Annotated in this window: 11 protein-coding genes and 2 pseudogenes; 5 read left to right on the forward strand and 8 right to left on the reverse strand. The window is 75.6% G+C overall.

Annotated features, from left to right (window positions below; genetic code table 11):
• Positions 1-435: 435 nt before the first annotated feature.
• Positions 436-1,509: a type IV toxin-antitoxin system AbiEi family antitoxin domain-containing protein gene (locus UK82_RS18610; RefSeq protein WP_055408389.1), complete on the forward strand. Its 1,074-nt coding sequence runs from the start codon at positions 436-438 to the stop codon at positions 1,507-1,509.
• Here the strand turns inward: UK82_RS18610 and UK82_RS18615 are convergent.
• The gene (locus tag UK82_RS18615) at positions 1,457-2,278 is read right to left on the reverse strand and encodes an HAD family phosphatase (protein WP_396230592.1); all 822 of its coding nucleotides are present in this window, start codon (positions 2,276-2,278) and stop codon (positions 1,457-1,459) included. The genes UK82_RS18610 and UK82_RS18615 overlap by 53 nt on opposite strands.
• Positions 2,279-3,423: 1,145 nt before the next feature.
• Here UK82_RS18615 and UK82_RS38615 point away from each other — a divergent pair.
• Together UK82_RS38615 and UK82_RS18620 are read left to right on the forward strand one after the other, a co-directional pair.
• A partial coding sequence (locus UK82_RS38615) for a PAC2 family protein (protein ID WP_236706111.1) occupies positions 3,424-3,603 on the forward strand: 180 nt, incomplete at its 3' end.
• Position 3,604: 1 nt separating this feature from the next.
• Positions 3,605-4,266: pseudogene (locus UK82_RS18620) on the forward strand (PAC2 family protein); the annotation flags it as partial.
• A 249-nt stretch (positions 4,267-4,515) separates the two neighbouring features.
• On the opposite strand, the gene UK82_RS18625 reads toward UK82_RS18620, so the two are convergent.
• The 6 genes and pseudogenes from UK82_RS18625 to UK82_RS18645 form a co-directional block, all read right to left on the reverse strand.
• Entirely contained in the window at positions 4,516-5,919 is a 1,404-nt protein-coding gene (locus UK82_RS18625; RefSeq protein ID WP_055408395.1) for a DivIVA domain-containing protein, read from the reverse strand.
• 3 nt (positions 5,920-5,922) lie between these two features.
• Positions 5,923-7,016: cysteine--1-D-myo-inosityl 2-amino-2-deoxy-alpha-D-glucopyranoside ligase (locus tag UK82_RS18630; protein WP_236706112.1), on the reverse strand; the 1,094-nt coding region annotated here is incomplete at its 5' end.
• A gap of 1 nt (position 7,017) precedes the next feature.
• Positions 7,018-7,296, reverse strand: a pseudogene (locus UK82_RS38620) (cysteine--1-D-myo-inosityl 2-amino-2-deoxy-alpha-D-glucopyranoside ligase); the annotation flags it as partial.
• A 148-nt stretch (positions 7,297-7,444) separates the two neighbouring features.
• Complete coding sequence (locus UK82_RS18635; protein WP_044885198.1) at positions 7,445-8,224, reverse strand: SCO1664 family protein; 780 nt, start codon at positions 8,222-8,224, stop codon at positions 7,445-7,447.
• A 157-nt stretch (positions 8,225-8,381) separates the two neighbouring features.
• Positions 8,382-8,924 carry a DUF3090 family protein gene (locus UK82_RS18640; protein ID WP_055408399.1) on the reverse strand — a complete coding sequence of 181 codons (543 nt, stop codon included), beginning with the start codon at positions 8,922-8,924 and terminating at the stop codon, positions 8,382-8,384.
• Positions 8,925-8,930: 6 nt separating this feature from the next.
• Positions 8,931-9,755 carry a histidine phosphatase family protein gene (locus tag UK82_RS18645; protein ID WP_044885247.1) on the reverse strand — a complete coding sequence of 275 codons (825 nt, stop codon included), beginning with the start codon at positions 9,753-9,755 and terminating at the stop codon, positions 8,931-8,933.
• A gap of 196 nt (positions 9,756-9,951) precedes the next feature.
• Between UK82_RS18645 and UK82_RS18650 the strand changes: the two genes are divergently transcribed.
• Positions 9,952-12,435 (forward strand): AAA family ATPase, encoded by a 2,484-nt coding sequence (locus tag UK82_RS18650; RefSeq protein ID WP_083507249.1) that lies wholly within the window; start codon positions 9,952-9,954, stop codon positions 12,433-12,435.
• 126 nt (positions 12,436-12,561) lie between these two features.
• Complete coding sequence (locus tag UK82_RS18655) at positions 12,562-14,619, forward strand: hypothetical protein (RefSeq protein WP_396230590.1); 2,058 nt, start codon at positions 12,562-12,564, stop codon at positions 14,617-14,619.
• Here the strand turns inward: UK82_RS18655 and UK82_RS18660 are convergent.
• The gene (locus UK82_RS18660; RefSeq protein WP_236706113.1) at positions 14,577-16,205 is read right to left on the reverse strand and encodes a glycosyltransferase; all 1,629 of its coding nucleotides are present in this window, start codon (positions 16,203-16,205) and stop codon (positions 14,577-14,579) included. The genes UK82_RS18655 and UK82_RS18660 overlap by 43 nt on opposite strands.
• Between the last annotated feature and the right edge of the window lie 159 nt (positions 16,206-16,364).

Genomic DNA, 16,364 nt, shown 5'->3' on the forward strand with positions numbered 1-16,364 from the left:
CACCCGCGACCTCGCCCAGGGGTTTGCGGCGCCCACGGCCCTCCTACTCGCGGGAGGCCAGGCACCCGCACCGGACCGCGACAGCCAGCCGGCACCCGTCCACGCGACCGTCGACGCACCCGTCCACGCACCCGTCCACGCGACCGTCGACATGGCCGGAACATCCCAGGCCAAGCCGAGCCGACCCAGCCCGTCGTCGCCCCACCCCGAGCGCGGCGCGGCCAGATTGNTGCCACATCATGCCGAGGGTTCGGTACGGTTTTCGGGCGAAAAACCGTACCGAACCCTCGGCACGATTATGTACACGGACGATTACCGAAGGAGCCTTCCCGCGAAATCCTCGTCCGCAGGTGCCCTTGTCCACAGGCCTCCGGCTCATCCACAGCTGGCCGAGTGCCGCTGCCCAGAAGGCGACATACCCGCCAGGCTGGCCGGGTGGACCTTCCCGCGCTTCCGCTCTCCCTGCGTCGGCTCGCCGCCCGCCAGGACGGCATGCTCACCCGGACCCAGATCCGGCAGGCGGGTCTGACCCGCCGGCAACTCGATCGCCTGGTCCGGGGCGCCGGCTGCTCCACGCCGTTCCGCGGTACCGTCCTGCTCCCGGGTGCGCACCCGCTGCGCGGACCGGTGCGGGCCGCGCTGGTCGGCCGGCCAGAGGCAGTCGTCTGCGGCGTGACCGCCGCCCGGCTCCTGGGCCTGCCGGGGCTCGACCAGACAGGCACGGCGCGCGAGCCGGTTCACCTTCTGCTCCCCCGGTCCGCTCACGCGGCCGCCGGCATCGACAACCTCATCCGGCATCTCGGTGCCCTGCGCCCCGACGAGCGGCAGCTCCGGCGAGGCATCCCGGTCACCACCGTCGAGCGCACACTGGCGGACCTGGTCCTGGACAGCGATCGGGAGACCGCCGTCAGCCTGCTCGACGCCGCGCTGCACCAGGGGCGGGTCCCGGACATCGACGCCGTACTCAGGCCGGCAGCCGGCCGCCGGGGAGTGGTCGCCCGCCGGCACTGGTTTGCGCTCGCCGACGGTCGGGCCGAGTCACCTCTGGAGACGCGGCTACGCCTGTTGCTGCTCGACGCCGGCCTGCCGCCGGAGGAGCTGCAGTGGCAGGTGTGGGACCCCGCCAGCCCGACGGAGCGGGGCAGGCCGACGGGGTCCACGAGCGTCGATCCCCTCGAAGGGACGCCGGACGAGCCGCCGGACCGGGTCCCGACGCTGGGAGGCCGTCCAGTTGCCCGGCTCGACCTGGCCTGGCCGAGCCGGCTGGTCGCCGTGGAGGCGGACGGCGCCGCCTATCACCGCCAGCCACGCGCGCTGTTCCGCGACCGCATGCGGCAGAACGACCTGCTGGCGGCTGGCTGGACCCTGCTGCGCTTCACCTGGGCCGATGTGCTGGGCGGTCCGGCCGGCGTCGCCGAGATGGTGCGCCGCGCGCTCGCGCTCGCAGAGGTCACGGTCAGGTTCCGACCGGATGGGCGCCCAGCAGTTCGTCGAGCAGGTCGAGGGTGACGTCGTGCAGGCTGGCGACGATCGCGGCGAGGCCTGCGGGCACTTCGAGGGCGTCCGCTGACGCCGCGTCGGACCCCGCGAGGGCGGACGGCGCTCCATCCGACGCAACGGCGGCAGGCGGGACGGCGGCAGGCGGGGTGGCCGTGGGACGCGGGGTGGCCGTGGGCGGGGCCGGGGCAGGCGGGGTGGCGGTGGGCGGGGTGGCGGTGGGGTCGAGGAGATCGGGCATGGAGGGGACGAGGATGGTCGCGCAGCCGGCGGCCACACCGGCGCGCGCGCCCGAGGGGCTGTCCTCCAGGACGACGCAGCGCCGCGGGTCCACGCCGAGCATGCGGGCGGCGGTCAGGTAGGGCTCGGGATCCGGCTTCCGGCGGCTCACCTCGTCGCCGGCCACCGTCGTCGCGAACAGCTCCCGACCGATGACGCCGAGCACAGGGTCCATCAGGTCCCGGAAGGACGAGGAGACCAGCGCCGCCGGGACGCCCCGCTCTCGCAGGACGGCGAGCAGTTCGACGGCGCCGGGCTGCGGGACGATCACGCCTGGCTCGCGGAACAGCTCGGCGGAGCGTCGCAGCAGGAACCGCGCCGTGGCCGGGACGTCGGACGGCGGCCGGCCAAGCATCGAGACCATGATCGGCACCGCGGTGTCGATGCCGTGGCCGATCATCGCCCGCTTCATCGCCGACGTGAACTCGCCGCCGAGCCGCGCCGCCGCCTCGTGCTCGGCGACGGTCCAGATCGGCTCCGTGTCGACGAGCAGGCCGTCCATGTCGAAGAAGACCGCCGCGAGGCTTCCCACGTTGTGCTCCCAGCTCGAATCGGTGCGCTCCGGACGGTTCCGGGTGCGCGGGTCGGACGTGCCTTGCCCGGACGCGGGGTCGCGGCTGCCGGCCGCCGGCTGCCCACGCCGGCCGGTCCCGCCCGGGCGGGACCGGCCTCCGGTCTGGAGAGGCGCCGCTCTGCCCGGTACGGACCGGTCCTGCCCGTATGCTGCCGGATCGCGGCCGCGCAGCGGGCGGCGGGCGGCCCAGCGGGCTCGGAACGCGGGGTTCGGCCCGTCCGGGCGGCCGAGACCTGAGGACCTCGTTACACCGCCCTTCGGCGGGAATGCCGCGCGGGAAGGGGGCGGGGCCCGGCAACATGGTGACCATGGCGCCAGAGGCCCCCGGCACACGTCGCGACAGCACGGACAGCGGACCGTCGGGAATCCGTCGGCGACCCCGCCGCGAACCCCGGCGCCGTCTCCCCCGGTGCGGGCGGGCGCCCCACCGGGGCAGTCCGCTGCAGGCGCCGATCGCGGCAGCCCCGCGGCCGCCCTCGGGCCGGCGTTCGCGGCCGGGAATGTGATCGCCCGGGCGTCGGTTGGCGACGACGCTGCCACCGGTGGCCGAGTGAACTCCGCCAGAGATGGCCGGGTGAACGGGAACATCCAGGAAGGTGGTAGGACGGGCGGCGCGGAAGTCACCGCAGCCGGTGCGGCACGGCGCCGCGGGCCCGCGGCGCCGCCGCCGGGGCGGACGGGGACGCGGCGGCCGCCAGAGCCGGCGGGCGGGCCGGGAGACGGGAGTGGGCGGGTGTCGCAACGTGGACAGTGCTCGCCGCGGCCGTTGGCCTTCCCGCGACAGCGGGTACTCGTCAGGAGCCGGTACGGTGCAGCCACCGCGTCGATCCGGAACGGATGTCCGATCCGCCCGGCGTCGTTTGCCATCGACAGACCGAGGAAAGGCGTTCCCACGAGAACACCGGCAGACTGGTCCCGCGGAGGTTCGCCGCGGGCGAGGGCAGGTTCCCCACCGGATGCAAGGAGGGCTGACGTAACGGATGTCGGCTCTGGGCAGGAGTCGTCTCCGTGAGGACGTACCGTTGCACTGTCACGGGGGCAGTGGGCCGCCGCTGGGCGGCAGGAGGTGGTAGGTGATCGAGTTTTCCGGCGTCGGTCAACTGCGGTCGCCGGTCGTGGTAGCGGCCTTCGAGGGTTGGAACGACGCCGCCGACGCGTCCTCCGCCGCCGTGGAGCATCTCGAGACGGCGTTCAAGGCCCGGGTGATCGGCGCGATCGACCCGGACGACTACTACGACTTCCAGGTGAACCGGNCGACGGTGAGCGGAACCGACGGGGCGTCGAGGAAGATCACCTGGCCGACCACCCGGCTGTCGGTGGCGCGGCCGCCGAAGTCGGAGACGGACCTGGTGCTCATCCGCGGGCTGGAGCCGAACATGCGCTGGCGCGGCTTCACCGATGAGCTGATCGAGGCGGTGCATGCCCTCGGCAGCGACATGGTGATCTCGCTCGGTGCGCTGCTCGCGGACTCTCCCCACACCCGTCCGGTGCCCATCAGCGGGACGGCCGGGGATGCGGCGACGGCGGCGAGGCTCGGCCTGGAGCCGTCCCGCTATGAGGGTCCGACCGGCATCGTCGGCGTCTTCGGCGACGCCTGCGCCCGGGCGGAGCTGGCGTCGGTGTCGTTCTGGGCGGCGGTGCCGCACTACGTCGCGAACCCGCCGTGCCCGAAGGCGACGCTCGCCCTGCTGCGGCGCGTGGAGGACCTGCTCGACATCGAGATTCCGCTCGGGGATCTGCCGGAGCGGGCCAAGGCATGGGAGCGTCAGGTCGACGAGCTCGCCGCCGGGGACACCGAGGTCGCCGAGTACGTCCGCTCGCTGGAGTCCCGGGAGCCGGAGACCGCGCTGCCGGAGGCCAGCGGCGACGCGATCGCCCGCGAGTTCGAGCGCTACCTGCGGCGCCGCGGGCAGTGATTTCTCTCATGCCCTGACTCCGCCCGCCGGCCCGTCGCACGGTCCGACCCGCCCCGGCCGACCGCCGTCAGCGTGGTCGGCCGGGGCGGGCGGCCAGCGTGGTCGGCCCGCCACACGGTCGGCCCTGGCTGTGGCGCGGGTGGTCCGGGTGGCCGGGTGGCCGGGCCCGGAGGGTCCCGGTCGGGCGGAGCGGCGCGTGGAACTCGGTGCCGCCGCCGCGGACTGGGGTGTGCGGACAGGGGCGGTGCCCTACTCCTCGACGATCTCGGCGTCGATGATGTCCTCGTCGGCGCCCCGGCGGAAGGGAACGCCGGCGGTGCTGGCCGCCGGCTCCCACTGCGCGGCGCTCGCCGGGTACGGCTCGGCGTCGGCGACCTCACCCTGCCGATGCCGGCCAGGAGGGCGCCGGCCGAGCCCGGCGGCACCCAGGCGGCCCGAGACCCGACCGGCCGCCGCGGCAGCACCAGCGCCGACGGCCGGGCCGAGAGCATCTCCGGCGGACCCGTTCCCGGCGGTGCCGCCGTGCGAGCCGAAGGCGCCCGCAGCGTCCCAGTCCGCCCCATCTGCACCCGCGGCCGCCGGCCAGCCCGGGCCGTGCTGACCGGTGCCGTGCGGCCCGGCTTCGCCCCGGCCTGCGCCGTACGATCCGCCGCCGTGATCGCTGGCACCGTGCTGACCGGTCCCATGCTGCTGACCGGTCCCGTGCTGCGGGGCGGCGCCGTGTTGGCCCGGGGCGGCTGAGGATCCCGGGGCGGCTGAGGATCCGGGAGCGGCTGAGGATCCGGGACCGTCGGGGCTACCGGGCACCCTGGGCGGCCGGGGTGGGACGCCCACGGGGGGCGTGGACGGCATCGACGGCCCGTCCACGACCGACGGAGCCGTCGGAGCCGTCGGAGCCGTCGGAGTCATCGTGTCCGGTCCGCCCGGAAAGCCGCCGCCGGTCGCCTGCGCGGCCGAAGCGCCGGGGACGGCACCGTCCTGCGCGGTGGAGGTGCCAGGGACGAAACCTTGCCGCGCGCCGCCGGCGGCGGGGTCGCCGTCGCCCGCCTCCGGCGGGGCCGTGCCGGCCCGGGCGAGGTCGGTGAGGGCGCGGTCGACATCGTCGGAGCCGAGGATGCGGCGCAGCCGCAGGACCGCTCCGATGATCTCGCCCTGTTGGTGGCGAAGCGCGTCGAGGGACGCGGAGCTGCGGGCGATCTCGTCCGCCAGCTCCCGGTGGCGTTCGACGGCGAGCCGACGGCTCTCCTCCACCGCGTCGAGCAGCAGCTTCTCGGCCTGCTCGCGGGCCTCGCGGACGATCGGATGATTCGCCCCGGCGTCCTCGATCACCTCCTCCAGGGCGGACTCGGCGATCCGGCGGGCGCCGTCGATGATCTCGTCGGCCTCCCGCTGGGCGATGGCGAGCATCTGCCCGATCCGACCGCCGGCCTGGGCGGCGAACGCCTCGGTGCCGGTGACGCCCACGTTGCGCTCCCGCTCGTGCCTCAGCGCGCTCTCGGCGGCGGCCGCGCGCGAGGTCACCTGGCTGGCGTACCGCCACAGCGTGGCGAGGTAGTCGTCGACCTGGCGCGGGTCGTAGCCGTGGGCGACCTCGTCGAAGGCGGGCCGTTCGGTCGCTGCTCCGGGATCTGTACTGCGGTGGTGAGCCCCCATCCATCAGCTCCCTCTGGGTCGGACGGGTTCAAGGTCTACACCGAGCAGTGTGTCAACGAGCCTCGCGACCAGTGCGGGCGCCTCCCCCCCAGCACCCGCCGCACCGCCGGAACCGCGAAGGGACCCGCCAGACGAACCGACGCCAGCCGAACCACTGCCAGCAGATCCACCGCCGACAGAACCGCCGCCGGCAGAACCGCCGCCGGCAGAACCACCGCCGGCGTCGGCGAGCGCCGCGTCGACCCAGGCGTCGACCGCGGTGAGGGCACCGGGGGCGTCGAGGTCGTCGGCGAGCCGCTCCCGGACGGCGGCGAGCACCCCCGCCGCGTCCGGGCCGGCGGGCAGAGCGACGGCCGCCCGCCACCGCTCGACCCGGGTCACCGCGTCCGCCAGCAGGCCCGCCGTCCACTCCCAGCCCGCGGTGTGGCGGTGGTCCAGCAGAGCGAGGCGCAGCGCGGCCAGGTCCGTCCCGGCGCGGCGCAGCCGGGAGACGAACTCCAGGTTGCCGCGCGACTTCGACATCTTGTGGCCGTCGAGGCTGACCATCGCGGTGTGCACGTAGCTGCGGGCGAACGGGCGGGCACCGGCGGCGACCTCGGCGTGCGCGGCACTGCACTCATGGTGCGGGAACGACAGGTCGGTGCCCCCGCCCTGGATGTCGACGACGCCGCCGAGGTGGTGACGGGCGATCGCCGAACACTCGATGTGCCAGCCCGGCCGGCCGGGGCCGAACGGGGACGGCCACGACGGTTCCCCGGGGCGCTGCGCCCGCCACAGCAGCGGGTCGAGGGGGTCCTTCTTGCCGGCGCGGTGCGGGTCGCCGCCGCGCTCGGCGCAGATCGCGAGCATCTCGGCCCGGGACAGGTGGGAAATGTCACCGAACGCGGGGGCGGCGGCAACGGAGAAGTACAGGTCGTCGTCGACGTGGTAGGCCGCACCCCGGTCCACGAGTTCGGCGACCATGTCGACGATCATCGGGATCGCCTCGACCACGCCGATGTAGGAGTCCGGGGCGAGCATCCGCAGCGCGGTCATGTCCTCGCGGAACAGCGCGATCTCCCGGGCGGCGAGGTCGCGCCAGTCCAGACCGTCCCGGTNGGCACGCTCGAGCAACGGGTCATCGACGTCCGTAACATTTTGCACATAAAGGACGTCATGCCCGGAATCCCGCAGAACCCGCTGCGCGAGGTCATACGTCAGGTACGTGAACGCGTGACCCAGATGCGTCGCGTCGTACGGCGTGATGCCGCAGACATAGAGATGGGCCGTGGGCGCGGAATCCAGGGCCCGCACACTCGACGTGGCCGTGTCGAAGATCCGCAAGGGCCGGCCGGAGCCTGGAAGTGGACGTATCGGAGGAGATGGCCACGCCTGCATGCGTGTCAGAGTAACCGCGAACCGTTCCGCCGGCGGGCACAAGACGGGTAACCATCCCGTAACCGACCTGCGAAAACGGACACAGATCGCAACATCACCGTCAGTAAACCGACGATGCGGAACGCAGGCGGTTCCGAACGGCGACGGTTCAGAACGGCGGCCACGGGATCGGCGGCCAGTCCCCCGAGGGCAGCGGGAAGCGTCCCTCGTCGAGCAGCCGCTCCACCCGAGCGGCCAGCGCGCCGGACTCGGCGACGGTGAGCAGCTCGGCGAGCCGGTCACCAAGGTCGCCGGCGAGTGCCTCGCGCAGGCAGCCGAGCAGGGCCGTCTCCTCGGCGACCAGCCGGCGGCCCCGCCACGTCCACAGCAGCGTGCGCAGCTTGCCCTCGGTGTGGAAGGTGACGCCGTGGTCGATGCCGTGGATGCGCCCCGACGGCGCGGGCAGCAGGTGCCCACCCTTGCGGTCGGCGTTGTTGATGACGGCGTCGAACAACGCGATCCGGCGTAGCTGCGGGTCGTCGGAGCGGGTGAGGGCGACCAGGTCGACGGTGACGTCGGTGTCGATCCAGAGCTGGACCATGCCCTCGCCGAACGGGCCGTCGCGCAGGACCGTCGGCGGCACGATCCCGAGGTCGAGGTGCGCGGAGACCTCGTAGGCGGCCAGCTCGCGAGCGGCGAGGGTGCCGTCGGGGAAGTCCCACAGCGCCCGTTCGCCGCGCACCGGCTTGTAGACGCAGCGGCCGGCGACGTCGCCCGCGGTGATGTCGCAGTACAGCGTCGCGTTGCTGGCGTCGGCGAGCCTGGCGCTGACCGCCAGCTCGCCGCGACGCAGCAGGTCGAGCGCGGCGGGGGCGTCGAGGCCGCCGCCGTCGATCGGATCGAGTGGCAGCCGCCGCCCCGGAGGGGGACCCGCCGCGGGAACGCCCATCAGCCCAGTGTGTCCGCTACGCGCCGGCTCTGTCGCCGGGTCCGGGTGGTGACCGGGGTCTCTCCGTGGCGAACCCGCACGCCGCGCCCCCGGCCGAGCCCCGAGACCGGCGCCCGACCAGGCCTGTCCCGCAGGCCGTGCGGGCGCATGGCGCGCATCAGTGCCGGTGCCCGTTCTGCCGCGGGCAGACGTGGTCCTCGTCGAGCGGCAGGCCGCACAGCGGGCACCGCGGGCGCCCGGCGGCGACGAGCCGCCCCGCCCGGCGGGCGAAGGCGCGGGCGGGGCCCGCCGCGAGCAGCACCCGCAGGGCATCGGGGCCGTCCGGGTCGTCGCTGAACCCCGACGCCGACTCCTCGCCGCCGGCCGCCTGCGCCTCGACGACGACCCGGCTGCCGCGCGGATCCCACCCGAGGGCGATCGTGGCGACCTGGAACTCCGCCTCGATCGGCTGCTCCAGCGGCGACGTGTCGGGCGCGCCGACGGGTTCGGCCGGCCCCATCGCGACCCCGCGCCGGCCCAGCTCGTCGAGCAGCTCGGTGAGCTGCTCGGCCAGCAGGGCGACCTGGGCCTTCTCGACCGCGACCGTGACGAGCCTCGCCGCGTCCCGGGCCTGCAGGTAGAACCCTCGGGCGCCGGGCGAGCCGACGGTGCCCGCGACGAACCGCTCCGGCGGGTCGAAGACGTGTATCCGACGCGCCATGGCCGCTCAGACCGCTCCCCCGCCGGCGGGGGGCGGGTAGGACCCGGCGCCGCCGCCGACGACCTCGTCGGGACTGAGCGCCGGCCGGGGCGCCGCACCGTCCCCGGCGGGCGGCCCGGCGGCGCCGTCCCCGCCGTCCCCGCCGTCGCCCGCGGCGGCCTCCCCCTCGGGCTTGGGCGGCGGCGGGAGCAGCTCGGCGACGTCGCCGCCGATGTCGTTGATCCGCCGGACGAACGGTCGCCGCTCGCCGTAGCGGATCACCGTCAGCGAGCACGGGTCGACGGTGATGCGGTGGTACATGTCGAGGTGCATGCCCAGGGCGTCGGCGACGATCGTGCGGATGACGTCTCCGTGCGAGCACAGCAGCCAGGTCGCGTCCGGGCCGAGCCGGTCGTTCCACTCCCGCACCGCGGTGACGCCGCGGGCCTGGGTGTCGCGCAGCGCCTCACCCTCGGGCCCGGGGAAGACCACGGCGCTGGGATGGCTCTGCACCACCGCCCACAGCGGATCCTTGGCCAGGACGGCGAGTTCCTGCCCGGTCCAGTCCCCGTAGCGGCACTCCCCGAACCGCTCGTCGACGGCGACCGGCTGGACCCCGCCGGGAGCCGTCGGGCCGTCGGGGCGGCGGGCCGCGATCGTGCCCGCCGTCTCGCGGCAGCGCTCGAGCGGGCTGCTGACGATCGCGGCGAGCGGGATGTCCCCGAGCCGGCCCGCCAGGTCCGAGGCCTGCCGCCGGCCACGCTCGTCCAGGCTGACGCCGGGGGTCCAGCCGAGGAGGATCTTGCCCGTGACGGCGGTCAGGCCGTGGCGGACCAGCAACACAGTGGTCAACCGGTCGGTCCCTTCGAGGTCGGACGGGTCCGCGACGCCACCGGACCCGCGGGTGGCCGACCAGGCGCGACGCGAGGCCGTGGCGCCGGACACGCCGGGTCCGGACCACGGCGCGCCCTGGCACGGCCACCGGTGATACCACGCTACCCAGCGGGCTTCGCCGGGCGCCGAGTGGTGCGTCGTTACGCTTCCCGGCATGCCCGACGAGTACCCGACCGCCGCCGCTCCGGGACCCGATCCCGTCCCGGGAGCCGCCCACACCGCCGGTCCCGCCCCGGGAGCCGACCCGGTCGATGCCGACGCAGCCGTGGACCCGACGACGGTGTTCGCAGCGTTCTGCGAGGCCGCGCTGTGGCCGGGGCTGGGCCGTACGACGGCCGCCCGCCTGCCCGCCGCCGGCATCACCCGGCCCGAACACGTCGACCTCGGCCGGCTCGGCGCCGTCGAGGGGGTCACCGGCCCGCGGGCCCGCCGGCTCGCCGACAGCTTCCGCGCTGCCGCGGGCACGTACGCGGTCGTCGAACTGCTCGTCGCGGCGGACCTCCCGGCCCGCCTCGCCCGGGGGGCCACCGAGCGGCTCGGCCCGACCGCCGCCGAGGCCCTGCGGGCCGACCCGTGGATGCTGCTGACCGCCGCCGAGGCCGAGATCGGCCAGGCCGACCGGTTCGCCCGCCGCCGCGGGCTGCGCCGAGACGACCCGCGCCGCGGCCCCGCGGTGCTCACCCACCTGCTGGGCCGGGCGGCGACGCGGGCGGGGGACACCGCCGGCCCGGTCGACGCCGTGCTGCAGGCCGCGGCTCGGGAGGGGGTGGCCGATCCGCACCGGGCGCTGGACGCCGCCCTCGACGACGGGCGGATCATCGCCGTCGGCGACCGGATCGCGCTGGAGCGCTACGCGATGGCCGAGCAGTCCATCGTCGACGGCATCGAACGGCTGGTGGCCACCGCGGAGCCGCTGCGCGCGGGCGCGCCGAGGGTCCGCCGCCGCCCGGACGAGGACGACGACAACGACGATGACGACGGGTCGCAGGCCGTGGCCGCCGCGGCCGGGCCGCCGCCGACCGCGCTGATGTTCGACGACGAGGACGCCGCGGATGACGACCCGCCGAGCGGCGGGAACCGGGCGACTGGCGACGCCGGGCCGGACGGGACGTCCGAGGCCGCGGACGCCGGCGGCCCGACCGGCCCGACCGGCCTGCAGGGATCGTCCGGCGGGTCCGGGGACGACCCGGTGGGCGGCCTGGACGAGGTCCAGCTCGCCGCGGCCCGGGCGGCCCTGGAGTCGGGGGTCAGCGTGCTGACCGGCGGGCCGGGGACGGGCAAGAGCCGCACCGTCGCCGCCGTGGTCCGCCTGGCGTGGGCGGCGGACGCCGAGGTCGCGCTCGCCGCGCCGACCGGTCGGGCCGCCAAGCGGCTGGAGGAGCTGTGCGGGGCGCCGGCGAGCACCCTGCACCGGCTGCTCGGCGCGCAGGGCCGCGGCGGCGGCTTCGCCCGCGGCGAGCACAACCCGATCGACGCCGATCTCGTCGTCGTCGACGAGGCGTCGATGCTCGACGCGGAACTCGCCGCCGCGCTGCTCGACGCCTGCGCCGAGGGCACCCACCTGATGTTCGTCGGGGACCCCGCCCAGTTGCCGAGCATCGGACCGGGCCAGGTCCTCACCGATCTGCTGGAGTCCGGCGAGGTCCCGGTGACGGAGCTGCGCCGGCTCTACCGGCAGGTCGACGGCGGGGCGATCGCGCTGATGGCCGCCGCGGTGCGCGGCGGGGAGCTGCCGCCGCCCCCGCCCGGCCCCGGCCGCGAGGTCGTCGTCGTCCCCTCGAGCAGCTCCGGGGAGGCCGCGCACCGCACCGTGCAGCTCGTCACCGACTCGATTCCGCGGGCGTTGGGAATCCCCGTCGCCGACATCCAGGTCGTCACGCCGGTGCATGCCGGGCCCGCCGGCACGGGGGCGCTGAACGCGGCGCTCAAACGCGTCCTCAACCCGGGCGCGGGCGCGGTGTCGGGATTTGACGTCGGGGACCGGGTGGTGGCGACGGCCAACCACATCGACGTGGGGTTCGCCAACGGCGAGATCGGCACCGTCGTCGCCGCGGGCGAACGCGGGGCGTTGCGGGTCGCCTTCCCGGGGGGGGTCGTCGAGGTGCCCGCGGGGATCCTCGGCGATCTGCGGCACGGCTGGGCGGTGACGGTGCACCGGGCGCAGGGCAGCGAGTGGCCGGCGGTCGTCGCCGTCTTTCCCCCGGAGGCCGGCCGGATGCTGACCCGCCCGCTGATCTACACCGCGCTCACCCGGGCGGCGACGCACCTGTCGATCGTCGCCGTGAACGGCCCCGCGGTGCGCCACGCGGTGCGCAACGCGGGCGGCCGGCGGCGCCTGACGTCACTCGCCGCCCTGCTGGCCGGGGAGATCGCCGGCCAGCTCGCCGAGGACGACGAGGAGCTGGACGACGAGGAGCTCGACGGCCAGGACTCGAAACGCGAAGGCCCGCAACACGCAGAGCTGGAGCGCGCAGGACTGGAGCGCGCAGAACTAAAGCGCGAGGGCCCGGACGTCGCCCGTTCCGGCGGCGGCGTCGGGTCCGTCGGGGCGGGGGCAGGGGACGACCTCGAACGTCTCCGGGCCCGGGTCGCGGCACTGCGCGCGCAGGCATCCGGCGCCGGGGTGACGGGTGGATGACAGGCTGACGGCGGGCCGATGGCCGGTGGACGCCGTCGCCGCGAGAGCCAGCGCCACCCCCGACGAGCCGGGGGTCCCCGATGGGAGGCAAGATCGTGCAGTATGAGGATGGGTAGCGTTCCCATCGTGGACGCAGACGCACCCGGAACGGCAGCCGCCGGCCGGGAGGCCGGGTCCGGCCCGACTGTTCTGCCCGGTCCGCGCGCGCCCCGGCAGGCACCGGACGGCGACCCGCCCGAGAGCCCCGTGGGCGACGCGGACGTGGCGACCGTCCCCGTCACCGCCGACACGGCCACCACCACCACCGACACGGCCAGCACCGCCACCGACACGGCCAGCACCGCCGACACGGCCAGCACCGCCGTCCCCCCGGCCAACGCCGCCGACACGGGCAGCACCGCCGTTCCGGCGACGGCGCCGACCGCCGCCGGTACAGCGACCGCCGCAGTCCCGGCGACGGTGCCGACCACGACGCCCGCACCGCCGCCTCCAGCGCCAGCCACGACGCCGACGACGACCCCGCCACCAGCAGCGCCCTCCGGCGGGGCGGCGCCCGGGGATCGAGCACCGGTGGATCGGCGGCGTCGGGTCGGGCGCGTCGAGCGGCTGGGGCGCGCGGCGGGGGCCTGGATCGTGCCGCAGGTTCCGCGGCTGCTGGTGGCCGCCGTCGCGGTCGCGGTCGCGGTCGGCGCGGTCATGCGGTTCGCCACGCCGAGCCACCTGTGGCTCGACGAGTCGCTGACGGTCGCGATCGCCTCCCGGCCGGTGCCGGACCTGCTCCACGCGCTGCGCCACGACGGCTCACCGCCGTTGTACTACCTGCTGCTGCACGGCTGGATCAGCGTCTTCGGTGACGGCGACATCGCGGTCCGGGCCCTGTCGGGCGTGTTGTCGCTGCTCACGCTGCCGCTGGCGTGGCTCGCTGGACGCCGGGTGGGGCGCATCGCCTTCGCCGCCGGCAACGGCGAGCGGGACGCCCCGAGGTGGGTGGGCGTGGCGACGCTGCTGATGTTCGCCTGCTCCCCGTACGCCATCCGCTACGGCAGCGAGACCCGGATGTACTCGCTGGTCGTGCTGCTGGTGCTGGTGTTCGGGTTCGCGGCGGTGCGCGCGCTGGAACGCTCGACCCTGCCCCGGCTGGCGACGCTGACGCTGGCCACGGCGGCGCTGGTCTACACCCACTACTGGACGTTCCTGGTGATCTTCACGGTGGCGGCGTTCCTGCTGGTGCAGGCTCACCGGCGCCCGCACTACCGCCGGGTCACGCTGCGGGCGTTCGCGGCGATGGCGGCCTCGGCGGCGCTGTTCGCCCCATGGATGCCGTCGTTCCTGTTCCAGATGCTGCACACCGGCACCCCGTGGGCGCCGAAGGTGCAGGCCCAGGTGCTGCTCGACACGGTGTTCGACTGGGCGGGGCCGCAGTCGACCGGCGCGCTGCTCGGCGTGGTGCTGCTCGGCGGGGCGCTCATCGGCCTGACCGCCCGGCCGGTCGGCAGGCGGGAACTCGCGGTCCGGGTGACCGGCCGGGTGCCGGGCCGCTACCTGGCGGCGATCTGGCTGCTGCCGCTGGTGCTGGCGTACTTCGTGAACATGTTCGGCGGCAGCGCGTACGCCGAGCGGTACACCGGCATCGCCCTGCCGGCCTGCCTGCTGCTGGCCTCCCTGGGCATCGCCCAGCTTCCGGGCACACGGGTGCGGGCGATCGTGCTGGTCGTGGCCGTGTTCAGCGGGCTGGTCGGCGGCTGGCAGCTCGCCCGCACCGAACGCACCCAGGCCGGGGAGATCGCCGGACGGATCGGCGCGCTCGCGCGGCCGGGCGACGTGGTCGCCTTCTGCCCCGACCAGCTCGGCCCGGCCGTGCACCGGGCGCTGGTCCGGCACGGCCCGCTGACCGTCCGCGAGATCGTGTACGCGGACAACACCGGCCCGGCGCTCGTCGACTGGGTCGACTACGCCGACCGGATGCAGCGGGCGAACGGCACGACGTTCGCCGCCGAGGTCAACGAGCTCGCCGGCCCCGACCACGCGGTGCTGCTCGTGCGCGCCGACGGGTACCGGTTCCTGGAAGGTGCCTGCGCGGTGCTGTCCGACCAGCTCGCGACCCTGCGCGACCGGACCGTCCAGGTCGAGCGGCGCAATCTCTACGAGGGCGCGTCGCTGGAACGCTTCTCCACCCTGCGCTGACCGGCGGCGCCGGGCTCGCCGGCGGCGCTCCCCTGACCGGCGGCGGCCTGGGCGGGCACGCCCGCGTCCTGGCCGCCGCGGCCGGAACCGACGGCCGCGGCGGCCAGGACCAGCAGGCCCATCGGCAGCGTGTAGTGGTTGAAGAACGTCTGCTTGTTCATCAGGTCCACGGCGAGCAGGACCAGCGCGGCCCCGAGGCAGAATCCGGTGGCGTCGCCGCGCGCCCGCCAGGCGGCGGCATACGCGGCGACCAGCGCCACCACGGCCGGCGCGAAGCCGAGCGTGACCCCGAAGTGCGACGCCCAGCCCGGCACGGACAGGGAATGGCCGAGCACCCGGTAGTGCAGGTTCGTCCAGACGGCGTCGTCGACGAAGTCCCCCGGTCCGGCCAGCACCCACGGGACGACGAGCAGCGCGGCGGCGCCCGCGGCCACCGCCGTGCGGCGCGGGCCGAACCGCGGCCAGGCCGCCGCGACCGGCAGCAGCAGGGCGATGTGCTGCTTGGTGGCCAGCGCGAGGGCGAGGGCGACGACCGCCGTGCGCCCGTGGCCGCCCCGGACGGCCAGCACCATGGCCGCCAGGCAGGCGACCAGCAGCGGTTCGGTCCACGACTGCTGCAACGCGTACATCGACTCGGGCAGGATCACGACCAGCAGCGGCAGCACGGCGACCGCAACCACCCTCCCGTCCGCGCCGCCCCGACCAGCCCCGCCGGCACCAGCATCGCCGGCACCGCCGTCGCGGACCGTCCCGTCTCCGCCGCGCGGGCCGGTGGCGAGGCGGCGCGCGCAGATCGCCGCCGCCGCGAGCGCCAGGAGCAGGCCGTAGCGGACGTCGCCGAGCAGCAGCCGCGACGGCGCGAGCAGCACCGAGGTCAGCGGCAGGTAGGGGTAGACGTCGAACAGGCCGTCGACGGGGTAGGCGGCCCGGCTCGGCGCCCACTGCTGGCGGTACATGTCCGCGCCGTGCGCCAGCCCCGACGTGGAGACCTGCAGCAGGTGGAACACGTCGATGCGGGGCGCGGGCGCCGCCCGGATGGTGGCGACCCCCGCGGCTCCCGCCAGGCCGAGCACGACCCAGAACAGCGCGGGCGAGCCGAGCACCCGCCGCGCCGCCGCGAGACCCGCCGGCACCGGTCTCCCGCGGGCCGGCCGTGCGGACAGCGCCACCAGGACGGCGGCGGCGAGCAGACCGGCGACGATCGCGAGCGCGTCGGCCGCGGCGGCCAGCGGCCCGGCGGCGTAGTAGCGGGGATGGCGCACGATCGGGCCCAACCCGACGGTGATCGCGACGAGCAGCCAGGCATTGCCCCACGCCCGCCCGCGGCCGGCGGCGACGCCCGCGGACGCGGACACGGAGGACTCGGACGGCGGGCGGTGACGGACGGTGGCGAACGCGGCGGCGGCGGTGCCGAGCAGGACGGCGGCCATCGCCCAGGCGCCATACCGGCCGTCCTTCGCCGCGATGCCCCAGGCGACGGCGCACCAGCCGACGAGGATCGCCGGCAGCGTCCGGTCCGGACCCGGGTCAGCACCTTCGGGCCGCGCCGCGACCGGCCGCCGCGGGCCGGATGCAGGCAAACCCATGCCCGCACGATGCCAGAGGCGGGCCGGGGCACGGCCGACGGACTCACCCGATCGCCGGGGGGACAGGGGGAATAGTCCGGATGTACCACGGATGATCGAGCCGGTGACCGCGAGGGGGTGCGGGCGGGTCACACCCGTCCGCATGCGAGACTTCCCCCC

The organism is Frankia sp. ACN1ag, assembly GCF_001414035.1.
Lineage (GTDB): Bacteria > Actinomycetota > Actinomycetes > Frankiales > Frankiaceae > Frankia > Frankia torreyi.